General features: G+C 69.6%; 13 protein-coding genes. 5 read left to right on the forward strand and 8 right to left on the reverse strand.

All coding sequences use genetic code 11. The annotated features are described in order from the left end of the window. The first annotated feature begins 211 nt into the window (after positions 1–211). On the forward strand, positions 212–556 hold the full coding sequence (locus tag QM624_RS05325) for a glyoxalase superfamily protein (protein ID WP_415089498.1): 345 nt from the start codon (positions 212–214) through the stop codon (positions 554–556). A 109-nt stretch (positions 557–665) separates the two neighbouring features. On the opposite strand, the gene QM624_RS05330 is transcribed toward QM624_RS05325, so the two are convergent. From QM624_RS05330 to nirD, 5 genes are all read right to left on the reverse strand, one after another. Next, positions 666–1,469, reverse strand: a complete 804-nt coding sequence (locus tag QM624_RS05330; RefSeq protein WP_415089500.1) for an ABC transporter permease — start codon at positions 1,467–1,469, stop codon at positions 666–668. Then, positions 1,466–2,332 (reverse strand): ABC transporter permease, encoded by an 867-nt coding sequence (locus tag QM624_RS05335; RefSeq protein WP_415089502.1) that lies wholly within the window; start codon positions 2,330–2,332, stop codon positions 1,466–1,468. Before QM624_RS05335 ends, QM624_RS05330 begins: the two co-directional genes overlap by 4 nt. After that, on the reverse strand, positions 2,325–3,245 hold the full coding sequence (locus QM624_RS05340) for an ABC transporter ATP-binding protein (RefSeq protein WP_415089504.1): 921 nt from the start codon (positions 3,243–3,245) through the stop codon (positions 2,325–2,327). The genes QM624_RS05335 and QM624_RS05340 overlap by 8 nt, the downstream gene beginning before the upstream one ends. A 100-nt stretch (positions 3,246–3,345) precedes the next feature. Next, complete coding sequence (locus QM624_RS05345; protein WP_415089506.1) at positions 3,346–4,062, reverse strand: sirohydrochlorin chelatase; 717 nt, start codon at positions 4,060–4,062, stop codon at positions 3,346–3,348. After that, positions 4,059–4,448, reverse strand: a complete 390-nt coding sequence (gene nirD, locus QM624_RS05350; RefSeq protein WP_415089508.1) for a nitrite reductase small subunit NirD — start codon at positions 4,446–4,448, stop codon at positions 4,059–4,061. Before nirD ends, QM624_RS05345 begins: the two co-directional genes overlap by 4 nt. A 207-nt stretch (positions 4,449–4,655) precedes the next feature. On the opposite strand from nirD, the gene nirB reads away from it, so the two are divergent. From nirB to QM624_RS05365, 3 genes are all read left to right on the forward strand, one after another. After that, a complete protein-coding gene (nirB, locus tag QM624_RS05355; RefSeq protein ID WP_415089511.1) occupies positions 4,656–7,235 on the forward strand; it encodes a nitrite reductase large subunit NirB in 2,580 nt (859 codons plus the stop codon). Then, entirely contained in the window at positions 7,228–8,502 is a 1,275-nt protein-coding gene (locus tag QM624_RS05360; RefSeq protein ID WP_415089514.1) for a uroporphyrinogen-III synthase, read from the forward strand. The genes nirB and QM624_RS05360 overlap by 8 nt, the downstream gene beginning before the upstream one ends. Positions 8,503–9,229: 727 nt before the next feature. Further along, positions 9,230–9,874 carry a TetR/AcrR family transcriptional regulator gene (locus QM624_RS05365; protein WP_415089516.1) on the forward strand — a complete coding sequence of 215 codons (645 nt, stop codon included), beginning with the start codon at positions 9,230–9,232 and terminating at the stop codon, positions 9,872–9,874. Between the two features lie 121 nt (positions 9,875–9,995). Here the strand turns inward: QM624_RS05365 and QM624_RS05370 are convergent, their stop codons facing one another. Together QM624_RS05370 and QM624_RS05375 are read right to left on the reverse strand one after the other, a co-directional pair. Then, entirely contained in the window at positions 9,996–10,583 is a 588-nt protein-coding gene (locus QM624_RS05370; protein WP_415089518.1) for a DUF1707 SHOCT-like domain-containing protein, read from the reverse strand. 61 nt (positions 10,584–10,644) lie between these two features. Beyond that, positions 10,645–11,943: a DUF4921 family protein gene (locus tag QM624_RS05375; RefSeq protein WP_415089520.1), complete on the reverse strand. Its 1,299-nt coding sequence runs from the start codon at positions 11,941–11,943 to the stop codon at positions 10,645–10,647. 242 nt (positions 11,944–12,185) lie between these two features. Between QM624_RS05375 and QM624_RS05380 the strand changes: the two genes are divergently transcribed. Next, a complete protein-coding gene (locus QM624_RS05380) occupies positions 12,186–12,779 on the forward strand; it encodes a WhiB family transcriptional regulator (RefSeq protein ID WP_415089522.1) in 594 nt (197 codons plus the stop codon). A gap of 150 nt (positions 12,780–12,929) precedes the next feature. Here the strand turns inward: QM624_RS05380 and QM624_RS05385 are convergent, their stop codons facing one another. Next, the gene (locus tag QM624_RS05385; RefSeq protein ID WP_415089620.1) at positions 12,930–13,694 is read right to left on the reverse strand and encodes an HAD family hydrolase; all 765 of its coding nucleotides are present in this window, start codon (positions 13,692–13,694) and stop codon (positions 12,930–12,932) included. Positions 13,695–13,697 lie beyond the last annotated feature (3 nt).

Below are 13,697 nucleotides of genomic sequence, written 5' to 3' on the forward strand. Positions count from 1 at the left end.
CTCGCTGCCCTCCCCACCGCTCGCCGAACTATTCAGGGCTCGCTGAATTCAGCGAGCCCTAGATAGTTCGGCGAGCGGTGAGTGGGGTGGGGTGGGTGGGTGGGTGTTGAGTGAGTGGGCGGGATCGCGGTCGCCCGGCGTGGTCGTGACCGATGCGGAACCTGGCGCGGCATCATGGAACGCAGGGATCAATCGACGAAGAGGGGTTGCGATGACTCAGGTGGTTCCGATCCTTCGTGTCAGCGACGTGGATGAATCGCTCGCTTGGTGGTCGCGGATCGGCTTCGTCCATGACTTCACCCACCGTTACGGCGGCGGCACCACCCACCGCTTCATGGGTATCCGCCGGGACGGCGCGGACATCTTTCTCAGCGAGAATCCCGCCGACGATGTCGGTCCGGCATTGATCTTCGTCTGGGTTCCTGACGCGGACGAGGTCGCCCACCGGTTCGGCGCCACGGTCGAACAGCACCCGTGGGCGCGGGACTTCGAGGTCACCGATCCCGACGGCCACCACGTCCGGGTGGGCACGAAGGAGATCGGCCAATCGGCCTGAACGCCACCGCTGGTTGAGCTTCATCGAAACCCAGACCACCGCTGGTCGAGCTTGTCGAGACCCCTTGGAAGGATCTCGACAAGCTCGATCAGCGGTGCGTATGTGGCTCTCAGCGCAGGAACAGTGCGCGTAGCCGCAGCGTGCAGAACGCGACGCCGGCCACCGACATCACCACGAAGTAGCCCAGGTGCACCCAGGTGGCGTCGGTGAAGGCGCCGATCGAGAGCTGCCGCATCAACTCGACGCCGTGCCATAGCGGCAGCGCCTGGATGAACCATTGGACGGCCTGCGGGTAGACGCCGATCGGGAACAGCGTGGCGCTGAACAGGAACATCGGCAGCAGCACGATGTTGATCAGATCCATCTGCTGGAAGGTGGTGAACCAGCTTGTCACCGCCATGCCGACGGCGGCGAAACCGAGCGCGATCAGCACCGCGACCGGCACCATGGCCAGCGCCCACCACGATGTCGCGATGCCCAGTACCCCCATCACGCCGAGGAAGCCGCAGGCGTACAACAAGCCCCGGAAGAGGGCCATCGCGATCTCGCCGGCGGCCACGTCCAGCGGGCCGAGCGAGGTGGAGAGCATCGCCTCGTAGATGCGTCCGAAGCGCATCTTGAAGAAGACGTTCCAGGTGGAGTCGTAGATGGCGCCGTTCATCGCAGACGTGGCCAGCAGCGCAGGTGCGATGAAGGCCACGTACGACATCTCGGCACCACCCGGACCGGTCACGGTGCCGACCAGTCCGCCCAACCCGTAGCCCATAGCGAGCAGGTAGAAGACCGGTTCGAAGAAGCCGGACACGACGATCGTCCAGTTCTGGTTGCCGATCACCTTGAAGCCGCGCTCGAGCACGGCGCGGACGTTGCCCGCGTACAGGCCTGACAGCGTTCGGGACGCCGGCGCGCTCATCGGGTCAGCCTCCGTTCGAACATCCGTGCGCTCGCCACGATGCCGCCGCCGGCGGCAACGACGAGCACCAGCAGGTGCAACCAGGTCAGCCACCACGGGTTCGCCATGCCGAAGCCGACGACGCGGGCCAACTGGGTGCCGTGCCACATCGGCGAGATCCAGCCGATCCACTGCAGATAGGTCGGCATCGCGCTCAGCGGGAAGAAGGTGCCGGCGAACAGGAACATCGGCATCACGATGAACCGCTGGACGAAGGTGAACTGATAGCCCTCGTCGGTCTGGGTGGCCGCGAACGCCATCAGCGGCGCCCCGAAGGCGAGCGCCGCCAGCGGCGCGATCAGCACCATCAGTACGGACGCCGGGGCGGTGACTCCGCCGAACCAGACCAGAGCCAGCCAGAACAGCAGTGCTTCGGGAATGAACCGCAGCCCGACGGCGACCACCTCACCCACCGCCACCTGACCGGGCGTGATCGGGCTCGCGGACGCGGCGAAGTAGTGCCGCTGCCACTTGAAGCCGCTCATCACCGGAAAGGTGAACTCGCCGCTGGACTCCATCACGATGGACGAGACCAGCAGCGCCGGGCCGACGAAGACCAGGTAGCTGACCCCTTCAACACGGCCGGCACCCGAGTCGACCAGGGCGCCCAGGCCGAGGCCCATCGACGACAGGTACAGCAGCGGCAGCCCGATGGAGCGGATCAGGATGGTCGGCAGGTAGGCGCGCATCGAGGTCAGCCGGTATTCGGCGTAGAGCCACCAGCCCCAGCGGCGTCCGATACGGGCCTGGGACGCGGCCGGCAGTGCGCCGCCGGCGTAGGCGAGCCGGTTGGAGTCGAGCAGTTCGGGGGCACGGTCAGTCAATGAGCGACCTCCCGGTGAGCCGCAGGAAGACGTCCTCGAGCGAGGAGCGCCGGACCAGCGAGGTGATCGGCTGAAGGCCGCGCGAGATGACCTGTTCGAGGGTGGCTTCGCCGTCGGCGGAGTAGAGCAGCACCCGGTCGGGCAGCACCTCGATGCGTTCGGCCACCCCGTCGAGTTGGGCGACGACTGCGGCGTTGCGGTCGGAGCCGAACCGCACCTCGAGCACCTCGCGGGTCGAATAGCGCCGGATCAGTTGAGCCGGCGAGCCCTCGGCGACGATCTTGCCGTGGTCCATCACCACCAGCCGGTCGCACAGCTGCTCGGCCTCGTCCATGAAGTGGGTGGTCACCACCAGGGTGACGCCCTCTTCCTTGAGCCGGAACAGCCGATCCCAGAGGATGTGCCGGGCCTGCGGATCGAGCCCGGTGGTGGGCTCGTCGAGCAGCAGGATCCGGGGTTCGTTGATCAGCCCGCGAGCGATGGTGAGGCGCCGTTTCATGCCGCCGGAAAGGTTGTCGACCTTCTCGTCGGCCTTGTCGGTGAGCTGGGCGAAGGCCAGCAGATCATCGGCGCGACGCCGCAGATACGACCGCGGCAGGCCGAAGTAGCGGCCGTAGGTGATCAGGTTCTCGCGGCAGCGCAGCTCGGTGTCGAGGTTGTCCTGCTGCGGGACGACGCCCAGGTTGGCGCGCACCTCGGGTCCGTGGGTCTCGGGATCGAGACCGAGCACGGTGAGCGTGCCGGAGGTGCGCAGCGAAGTGCCGCCGATCATTCGCATCGTCGTCGACTTGCCGGCACCGTTGGGACCGAGCAGGCCGAAGGACTCCCCCGGCGCGACGTCGAAGTCGATGCCGTCGACTGCGTTCAGTTCGCCGTAGCTCTTCACCAGGGCGCGGGCTTCGATCACGGACACGGCGAGAAACCTACCAACCGGCTCTGACAGATCCCGGGGCAAGCCCCCTGGGGCCCGCTTCGAGCAGCGCAACCACCGCGACAACCGGACGCCTACACGCTCAGCGATGTGCCTCCGTGTAGCGGTCGAGGACGATGTCGACCAGCTCGGCGGGCACCGGGCTGTCCGGTTTGAGCAGCGGCGCCGTCGTGACATCGCCGCCCGCGCGGGCGGCCAGGCCGGCGAAGTAGCCGGGCGCCAGCAGGTAGCTGGCGACCACCACGCGGCGTCCGGGACGAGCGGCACGGGCGGTGACGATCTCGTCGGCCAGTCGCGGCAGCGCGGCGGAGATGAAACCCACCGAGACCGGTAGGCCGAGCAGCCCACCGAGCCGGGAGGCGGTCTCGACGCAGTCGGCGACCGCACGGGCATCGCTGGAGCCCGCGGCGGCCAGCACCACGATGTCGTCCCTGGTCAGACCGGCCTCGGCGAGGCGGCGGGCCAGCAGTCGCACCAGCCGTTCGTCCGGTCCGAGCGCTGCGGCGACGGTGGCACCGGTGGCGTGCGCCACCTCGGCGAGATCGACATGGACGTGGTAGCCCGCCGACAACAACAACGGCACGATCACCGACCGCCGGCCCTCCGGAAGCGCGCCGAGCACCGTGGGCACGTCGGGCTGTTGGACGTCGACGAAGCCCTCATGCACCGCTAGCTTGGGACGGCTGCCGGTCACGGCGGCAACCAGGGCCGCCACCGCGGCCTGCCCGGCGGGCGACGACGTGCCGTGCGAGATGGCGAGCAGATCCGGCGCCAGGACCGGGGTGGCGACCGAAGTCACGCCGCGACCTCCACCTCGACCTCGCCGGCCACCACCCGCGTCCGGTAGGTCGCCACCGCGAGCCCGGGATCGTCGAGGCAGGCTCCGGTCTGCAGGTCGTACACCTGCTTGAGCAGCGGGGAGGCGATGGTGGCCCGGTCACCGCGGCTGCCGACGATGCCCCGGGCCATCACATAGGCCGAGGTGACCGGGTCGCGGTGGTCGATGGCGTACAGCTCGCCAGGTTCGACCAGCACCAGCGCGATCTGCCGTCCCTCGATCAGCACAGCCTCGCCCCAAGTGGGTTCCAGGGCGTCCACCGGGCACACCCGGTGCCAGGCGACGGCGGCCGGTTCGATCTCGCGTGCGGGCTCGGACGTCGTCCGGTCGGGAAGGGTGAGAGTCATGATCGGGAAGTCCTTTCACTCGGCGACACCGACGCTAGGCAGCCGGTGTTTCGTCGGGTGACGGCCTGGGTTTCTCCTCGGTGACGCTCTACTCACACGCTCCGGACGCCGTGGTGGGGTGGCTGTGAGGCGTCCGTTACATCGGGGAAACAGTCGGGCAATCGTGGCTTCATACCGTCGAAGAGCATCGACGGAAGGCACACCCCCATGACCGACAGCACTTCCCCACGCCAGGTGGTCGTGATCGGTGCCGGCCCGGCCGCGCACCGACTTGCCAGCACCATTCATCGCCGCGACACCGAGGGCGACATCCGGCTGACCGTGATCGGTGAGGAGGAGCATCTGCCCTACGACCGGGTCGCGCTCAGCACCCGATTCATCGGCGGCGCCGACCTGGCCCTCGACCCGACGATCTGGGACGGCGACGCGATCAGCCTGATCCGCGGCGAGCGGGTGATCGCCCTCGACCGGACGGCACAGACGGTGACCACCGACACCGGACGATCACTGCCCTACGACGATGTCGTGTTCGCGACCGGCTCACGCGCCCCGGTGCCCGACATCGCCGGCGCCGACCATGCCCGGGTGTACCGGACGATCGGTGACGTCGACGACCTGTCCGCCGAGGTGCGGCTGCTGGCGGTCGCGCTGGGCCGTCCGCCCCGGACGGTGGTGGCCGGCGGCGGCCTGCTCGGCCTGGAAGCGGCCGGCGGTTTGGCCGAACTGGGCGCCGAGTCGTCCATCGTGCACTCCGGCAACTGGTTGATGTCGGCGCAGCTCGACGAGGGCGCCGGCACCTCGCTCGGACGCCTGATCGGCGCCCGCGGCATCACCATGCATCTGGGGGTGCGACCGCGGGCGATCCAGGCCACCCGCGGCGCCGTCACGGGGGTGGAGCTGACCGACGGACGCATCCTCGACGCCGACCTGATCGTCTTCGCCATCGGCATCTCGGCCCGCGACGAGGTGGCTGCCGCCGCCGGCGTCGAGGTGGCGCCCCGCGGCGGCATCGTCGTCGACGAGGCCTGCCGGACGTCCGACCCACGAGTGTGGGCGATCGGCGAGGTCGCCCACGTCCACGATCGCTGCGTGGGGCTGGTGGCGCCGGCCAACGCGATGGCCGAGGTGGTCGCCGACCGGCTGCTCGGCGGCGACGCGGCGTTCACCACGATCGACGACGCCACCAAGCTGAAACTGGCCGGGGTGGAGGTGGCCAGCTTCGGTGACGCCTTCGGCCACGCCGAGGGTGCTCTCGAAGTGGTCTACGCCGACCCGGCCCGCGGCCTCTACCAGAAGGTCGTGGTGTCCGACGATGCCCGCACCCTGCTCGGCGGCGTATTCGTCGGCGACGCCTCCCCCTACCTGTCGCTGCGGCCGCTGCTCGGCCGGGAGCTCGGTTCCGAGCCGGCGGCGTACCTGTCGGCGTCCGGAGCCCAGCCGTCGGGTGCCGATGAGCTGCCCGACGACGCCCTGCTGTGTGCCTGCAACAACGTCTGCGTCGGTGCGGTCCGCGACGCCGTCACCGGCGAGCCGGCCTGCCAGACGGTGCCCGCGTTGAAGGCCTGCACCCGGGCCGGCACGCAGTGCGGGTCGTGCGTGCCGCTGCTGAAGAAGACCCTCGAACAGGAACTCGCCAAGGCCGGGCTGAGCGTGTCGCGGGCCTTGTGCGAACACTTCGCGCAGTCCCGCCAGGAACTGTTCGAGTCGATCAGGGTGCTCGAGATCACCTCCTGGGACGAGGTGCTGGCCCGGTTCGGCACCGGCCGCGGCTGCGACATCTGCAAGCCGGCGGTGGCCTCGATCCTGGCCAGCCAGCACGGCAGCTACATCCTCGACGGCGGCCGCGGCGCCCTGCAGGACACCAACGACCGGGCACTGGCCAATATGCAGCGCGACGGCAGCTACTCGGTGGTGCCGCGGATTCCGGGCGGCGAGATCACCCCGGAGAAGCTGGCCGTGATCGCGCGGGTGGCGTCCGATTTCGGGCTGTACACCAAGATCACCGGCGGCCAGCGGATCGACCTGTTCGGTGCCCGGCTCGACCAGCTGCCGGCGATCTGGGAACAGCTGGTGGAAGCCGGTTTCGAGTCCGGTCATGCCTACGGCAAGTCGTTGCGCACCGTGAAGAGTTGCGTCGGCTCGACCTGGTGCCGGTTCGGCGTCCAGGACTCCGTCGGCATGGCGATCCTGCTCGAGCTGCGCTACCGCGGGCTGCGGGCGCCGCACAAGATCAAGCTCGGGGTGTCCGGCTGCGCCCGAGAATGTGCCGAGGCCCGCGGCAAGGACGTCGGCATCATCGCCACCGACGCCGGCTGGAACCTCTACGTCGGCGGCAACGGCGGCTTCCAGCCCAGCCACGCGCAACTGCTGGCCGGCGACCTGGACGACGACACCCTGATCCGCTACATCGACCGCTACTTGATGTACTACATCCGCACCGCGGACCGGCTGCAGCGCACCGCCCGCTGGATGGAGGAACTGGACGGCGGCCTCGACCACGTCCGGGAGGTGGTGGTGCACGACTCGCTCGGGCTGGCGGCGGAACTCGAGGCCGCGATGGCCGCGCATGTGGACACCTACGAGGACGAATGGGCGGCGACCCTGCGCGATCCGGAACGGCTGAAACGCTTCCGCAGCTTCATCAACGCACCGGCGGACGCCGCGACCGTGGCACCGCGGGTCGCGGAACGGGGTCAGCAGCGGCCCGCGACGGCGTCCGAACTGGCGGACGGCCGGGTCCTGCTGGCCGGCGCGAGCCTTCCGGTGCGGAGGAGCGGCGATGAGTGAGCCGGCGGCCACCACCGGCCTCACGGTGCCGACGTTCCGCCGCGACCAGCTGGAGGGCTTCCGGATCGGTGTCACCAGCGAGCGTCGCGCGGCCGATCTGATCGACGCCCTGGAGCGCCGCGGCGCGCAGGTGCTGCACGCCCCGACGCTGCGGATGGAGCCGGCCTCCAACGACGAGCGGGTGATCGCCGACACCGAGGCGATCATCGACGCACGTCCCGACGTGGTGCTGGTGACCACCGCGTTCGGCGTCCGGCGCTGGCTCGAGGTGGCGGACGCCGCGGGCCTCGGTGAGCGGCTGCTCGCCACCCTGGCCGCCTCGGCGATCCTGGTTCGCGGTCCGAAGGCCCGGGGCGGCATCCGGGCCGCCGGGCTGGACGACGCCGGGATGAGCGAGGAGGAGACCACCTCGTCCCTGGTGGCCAAGGTGCTGGCCGAGCACGGGCCCGGCCTGACCGTCGCCGTGCAGGCCCACGGCTACCTGCAGGACGCGGTGCTGGCGCCGTTGCGGGCCGCGGGACACCGGGTGGTGACCGTGTCGCCGTACCGCTGGAGCTCGCTCGACGAGGGCGACGAACGCATCCCGCGTCTGGTGGACGCCATCTGCACCGACCAGCTCGACTGCGTCACCTTCACCAGCGCCCCGGCGGTGGACGCCCTGTTCGCCGCCGCCGAGGGCCTGGGCAGCCTGGACGCGCTGCTGTCCGCGTTCCGGCGCGGGGTGGTCGCCGCCTCGGTCGGACCGGTCACCTCCGCGGCGCTCACCGCGGCCGGGTTGCGGCCGATCCAACCGGAGCGGTTCCGGATGGGTGCGCTGATCCGGCTGGTCTGCGAACGGCTGCCCGAGCTTCGGGTGGTCCGCGCGCGGACCTTCCACGGCGAGTTGCTGATCCGGGGAGCTCTGGTCGAGCTGGACGGCTGCCGCGTCCCGCTGACCCCGGTGCCGTTGACCCTGCTGCGCACCCTGATGTCCGCCGGGGGCTCGGTGGTCTCGCGGGAGCAGCTGCTGCGCGCGGTGCGCAGTTCCGACGAGCACGCGTTGGAGATGGCGCTGAGCCGGCTGCGGCGCAGCCTCGTGGTCCCGGTGATCACGACGGTGGTGAAGCGTGGTTACAGGCTCGACGTGATCATGGACGCGGGCTCGGCGGACGTCGTGACGCGCCCGGTGTCCGGCGCCGGATCACGGCGCAGAACCGTCACGGCCAACAGAACCGCAGCCAGCAGGTACGCCACTCCGAACGCCATCCGGCCGACCGGCGGCAGATAGAACTGCGGCAGCACCAGGGCCACCAGAACCCCCAGCGGCCACGCCGCCCGGCTGCCCGTGTAACGCGTCCAGGCCAGCGCGAAAGCGACGCCAGCAACGGCGAGCAGCAGCAGGCCGAGGCCGAACATGGTGATCGCCACCGGCTGGTTGCGGATCTGTTCGACCAACCCCAGCAGTGCCGGCTCGCCGTGCGCGGCGTGGCCTCCGATCACATGCAGGGCGAAGGTCTCGGCACCGAAGTAAGGCAGCACCAGCACCACGCCGGCGAGCCCCGCCCAGCGGGCCAGCCGGGTCACGAACCAGTCGCGCTCCAGGTCGGCCAGCCGCAGCGCGAGCCGTCCGAACCCGACCAGGGCCAACGCCCCGGCCACATGGGCAACCACCCACCACGGTGACGCGAACGCCGCCGCCTGCTCGGCCGCACTCGAGGTCATGTCGCCGTAGGGCCGCACCAACAGGTACACCGCCATCAGGATTCCGGTCGTTCCGAGCGGAACCAGCAGGTCCCGTTGCGTCCTCGCCTTGCTTCGCATATCCACTCCCTCGCTATTCGAGAGCACCGCTCTCTGTTTAGAAGGTAGAGCACTGCTCTCGGAAATGCAAGAGCATTGCTCTCTTTTGTGGCAGACTGGTCACCCGACACCGAAATGCCCTCCCTAACTAGCTCTGCCCTCCCGTCGACGGGAGGGTAGAACTAGTTAGGGAGGGCCCTACGAAGGGGCCGCAGGTGGGCAAGCGGGATGAGGCACGAGCCAGGACGACGGCGGCGATCCTGGACGCCGCGCGACGGGCGATCGCCGAAGAGGGCGGCGGCGGGCTGTCGATGCGGGCGATCGCCCGCGAGGTCGGCATGGTGTCGTCGGCGGTCTACCGGTACTTCCCGACCCGCGAGGCACTGCTGACCACGCTGATCGTCGAGAGTTACGGCAACCTCGACCGGGCACTCACCCAGGCCTCCGACGCCGACGCGGGCTGGACGACGCTGGGTCGCGCGCTACGTGGCTGGGCACGACGGACGCCGCACGAGTTCCAGCTGATCTACGGGACGCCGATCCCCGGCTATGTCGCGCCGCCGGAGACGGTTCCGGCCGCCGCCGCGGTCGCCGGTCACTTCCTGGCGGTCGCCGCCCGCTCCGCCCCCGCACCGTTCGACACTCCGGAGTTGGCCGAGCAGTTCGGTTCGCTGGCGTCCGTTCTGCCGGACGCCCAGCCGGCCGGCGTCGCCGCCGTGCTCACCGAACTGGCCGCCCTGGTGGGGTTCGTCGGCCTCGAACTGGCCGGTCACTTCGTCGGCACCGCCGACCCTGCGGACGCCCTATACGACGCGCTGCTGCGGCGGCAGTGCGCAACCCTGGGAGTGGGCGAAGGCTGAGCGGCGGGAGCGGGTCTCGACAGGCTCGACCAGCGGTATCCGGGCCTCGACCACAGGTGCGGGGCCTCGACAAGCTCGACCAACGACGGTTCAGGCTCGACCAGCGGTGGCCGGCTGACGGTCAGCGCAGGTCGTTCTCCGGCGGCTGGTAGCCGCGATCGATGGCCCGCTGATTGTGTCGATCGGAACGATCGCGGCGGTTCGCGCCACCCATGAAGCCCATGATCATCGGGATCGCGGTGCCCACCATCGGCCACATCGGCCAGTAGTAGATCATGTGGCCCGAGGTCAGCACCGTCATCAGCCAGATCAGGTTGAGCATCACGGCCATGCTGATCCACCAACGCGGGAAATGCGACAGCCAACTCGGTCTCCCCCCACCACCAACAGCGTCATTGGAGGGCGCACAAGCCTCTTGCGGGGCGGACTGCTGACCGGCCACCGCAGGGGTGATGTCGGACAGCACCGGCACCAGCTCGCCGAGGCTCTTGGAACTCATCACCTGATCGAGCCGCTGGTTGTACTCGTCGTTGTCCAGCCGGCCCTCCGCGTAGGCGTCGGCGAGCATGCCGGACGCCTTGGTGCGATCGGCGTCCGAGGCACGCAGCTGTTGGTACTGGGGATCGCGCGGGTCGGCGGAGAACCCTGACCAGCTGCGCCCACCGCCCGATTCGGGCACCGGGAGGTTCTGCCACTGCGGAGTTGACATGGGTCGTCCTACTTTCCTCGGTCGTCCCCATTCTGCATCAGTACGCCCCGGACGCCACCCGTCACCGGCCGCCGGCGTTGTATCGCAGCGAGTTCGGACGGCATTCCGCCTCGCTGCCGATGCGCAGATTGGCGGCGATCCGGCCGTCGTCGCGCAACGCCGCCAGCTTGGTCACCGTCCGGTCGCGAATCGCCCACGGATCGAGGGTGTTGAGGTAGATCTTGGTGGCACCCTCGAAGCCGGCCAGGGTCGAGATGCGCCACTTCAGCACGATCCGCCAGGGCATCGCGACGTCGACATCGATCGGCCGGTAGTGCCATTCCTCGTTGCTGGGCACCTCGACGCCGGTCGCGGCATGCATCGCGTGCAGCATGTCGGACATGCCGCGCAGTTCCTCGGGTGACATCTCCCACGGATCGCATTCCGCGCTCTTGGAATAGATCTCCAGCGACGGGAACCGGTGCCCGAACCCGGCGAACGCGATCGCGTGGTCGCTCTCGGCCAGCACCAGGTTCTTGTAGCCGGCGTAGTTGACGGCGTCCTCGTTGAACACGTTGGGGTTGACCCGCAGCTGCTCCACCGCCCGTTCGGCCTGGACGCCGCGCTCATCGACGGCCACCAGTTGCTTGTGCAGATGGTCGAAGGACGCCCCCGCGGGCCGCAGCCAGTTCTGGAAGACGACCACATAGCGGGCGTAGCGGTTGAGCGTGAACAGCGCCGACATCGACTCCACCGTGAACGCCAGCAGTTGGTAGTGCTCGTCGGGAGTCAGCGTCCCCGACCCGGCGAGCTGGGTGTTGTCGACCGCCCCGTCGATGTAGTGCCGGCGGCTGATGATCACGTCGTGGCCGCTGCCGAAGAACCCGGCCGCGTAGTCCAGCTGCCCCTCGACACCCATCGCGTCGATCTGCTCCGGCGTCCGGCCGCTGGCCAGCAGCTTGGCCCGGGCGACGCCGAGCACATGGGCCCGCCCGGCCTCCGACTCGAGGTAGGCCGTCCGCCGGGACGCCACCCGCGCGGGCAGCGCGTAGCCGTAGTTGGCATGCCAATACTGGAAGCTGAGGATCTCGAACAGGTTCGGCACCCGGCGGAACTCGGCGGTGCTGGCGAAGAGTTCCTCCGCGGTCGTGCGGTACAACGTCCGCCAGTCACCGCGGTCATCGCGCACCACCCGGGACTTCTCCGGCGGCGTCTCCAGGTAGCGGCGCTCGCAGAACGGGCAGTACCGGCCGTGCTGCTCCGGGTCGAGCGGAATCGGCGGTGGCAGGGCCACCCCAAGGGGTCTGTTGCCCCGTCCGGCGACCGTCCAGACTTCGGTGCCGGAGAACGGATTGAGTTGCTTGACGGTTCCGTCGGCCATGACGGTCAGCCAGTCAGGCTCTCTGTGGAACGCCTGCATGGGTAGTGCTCCCCTGGATCGACAATCCCGGCCAGGGTAGCGTCCCACCTAGTGCCGAGGCACTAGCCCGCTCGGAGTGCGCCCCATCCCGGGGCGGAATTCGGGCAGCGGAGACCGTCGCATTGTGCCCCCACAAGGGAGCAGCCCAACGGTTTCCGGGGGGAGTTGCAACCGAATCGTGACTGGCCGCGTCCAACCCCAAGATGACCAGCCACGGAAGTGAGTACGACATGCCGCATCGCATCCGCGCCGAGCGCGCCGCCTGCATCGACAACCCGGCCCTGTTCCAGCACGAGCTGCTGGAGGATCCGTCGCTGGCCCGTGGCGACGGCGAACGGCAGCGCCGGCTCACCGTCCTGACCGACCGGGCCCGCGCCACCTGCGCCGAGTGCCCGCTGTTCGAGTCCTGCCTGTACGACGCAGTGGTCAAGCACGACGTCGCCGGCTTCGTCGCCGGGACGACCGAGCGTCAGCGCTCACAGATTCGATCCGCCCTCGGGGTGAGCGTCGAGCCCGAGGATCTCGACACCCTCGCCGGCGTGATGCGCGGCGGTCGTCAGATCAACCACCAGGAGGTGCTGCGGCTGCGCCAGGCGAACCCGCACGAGAGCCTCGAGGTGCTGGCGATGCGGCTCGGCTGCTCGCTGTCGACCGTGAAGCGGCACATGCGCCGAGCGCGTGCCGCCGCGGCGTCCGAAACGAAGTTCGCCGTGGTGAAGCCGACCATCGAGCGGGTGCTGGCCGCGTTCGCCGCCGTCGTCCGGTCGCCTCGTTCTCGCGAACGTCGAGTCGCCTGACCTCTGTTCCGCTCTTCGCGCCCCGGACGCCCACGCGTCCGGGGCGCGGTGCGTCTCGGACGGTCGCGTGCGGAGAGCCCGGGATGACGGAGCCGAGCACCGCTGGTCGAGCTTGTCGAGACCGCGGGATCCGCGGAGCTCAATCAGCGGTCAGAACCAGCGCAGTAGTTCCTTGGCGGTGCCGTCGTCGGCGAACCGGTCGGTGACAGCATCGGCGGCGGCGACCACCTCGTCCGGGGCGTCACCCAGGGCGACCCCGCGTCCGGCCCAGCTGAGCATCTCGATGTCGTTGCGTCCGTCGCCCATCGCCAAGACGTCGGCGGCGTCGATGCCGAGGTCAGTGCAGACCCCGGCCAGCCCGTAGGACTTGTCGATGCCGTCCGGGGCGATGTCGAGCCAGGCGGTGTAGCCGATGAAGTAGCTGACGCCCTGCAGGCCGAGCCGGTGCGCGAGGCGCAGGAAGTCTGCCTCGGAAGCGTTCGGGTCACGGACGACGACGCGGGTCACCCGTTCGGCGACCAGTTCGTCCAGCTCGACCTCGACCAGTTCGCCGGTCAGCTCGCCCTCGGGGAACAACCGGTTGACCTTGAACCCGCGGCCGATCTCTTCGATGGCGAGCATCGCCTCCGGATGCTCGGCGAGCACCCGGTCGACGACATCGGTGGGGTCGAAGGTCACCCGTTCCAGCAGTTCCAGCGGCGGGTAGCTGACCCGGACGGCGCCGTTGGACGACACATGCTGGCCGGGCGGCAGGCCCAGCGCTTCGGCCACCGGCTTGGTGCCGGCCCAGCCGCGTCCGGTACTCAACACCACCGGGACACCGGCGGAGACCACGGCGTCCACGGCCGTCCGAACCGACTGCGGCAGCCGTCCGTCGAAACTCAACAGGGTGCCGTCGATGTCCAGCGCCACCAGGCG

The sequence above is a fragment of the Micropruina sp. genome, assembly GCF_047606365.1.
In the GTDB taxonomy this organism is placed as follows: Bacteria; Actinomycetota; Actinomycetes; order Propionibacteriales; family Propionibacteriaceae; genus Micropruina.

Bases quoted from the DNA above. Each gene is read 5' to 3' on its own strand.
- QM624_RS05325 (WP_415089498.1), top strand. From the start codon at position 212: ATGACTCAGGTGGTTCCGATCCTTCGTGTCAGCGACGTGGATGAATCG.
- QM624_RS05330 (WP_415089500.1), bottom strand. From the start codon at position 1,469: ATGAGCGCGCCGGCGTCCCGAACGCTGTCAGGCCTGTACGCGGGCAAC.
- nirD (WP_415089508.1), bottom strand. From the start codon at position 4,448: ATGACTCTCACCCTTCCCGACCGGACGACGTCCGAGCCCGCACGCGAG.
- nirB (WP_415089511.1), top strand. From the start codon at position 4,656: ATGACCGACAGCACTTCCCCACGCCAGGTGGTCGTGATCGGTGCCGGC.
- QM624_RS05360 (WP_415089514.1), top strand. From the start codon at position 7,228: ATGAGTGAGCCGGCGGCCACCACCGGCCTCACGGTGCCGACGTTCCGC.
- QM624_RS05370 (WP_415089518.1), bottom strand. From the start codon at position 10,583: ATGTCAACTCCGCAGTGGCAGAACCTCCCGGTGCCCGAATCGGGCGGT.
- QM624_RS05375 (WP_415089520.1), bottom strand. From the start codon at position 11,943: ATGGCCGACGGAACCGTCAAGCAACTCAATCCGTTCTCCGGCACCGAA.
- QM624_RS05380 (WP_415089522.1), top strand. From the start codon at position 12,186: ATGACCAGCCACGGAAGTGAGTACGACATGCCGCATCGCATCCGCGCC.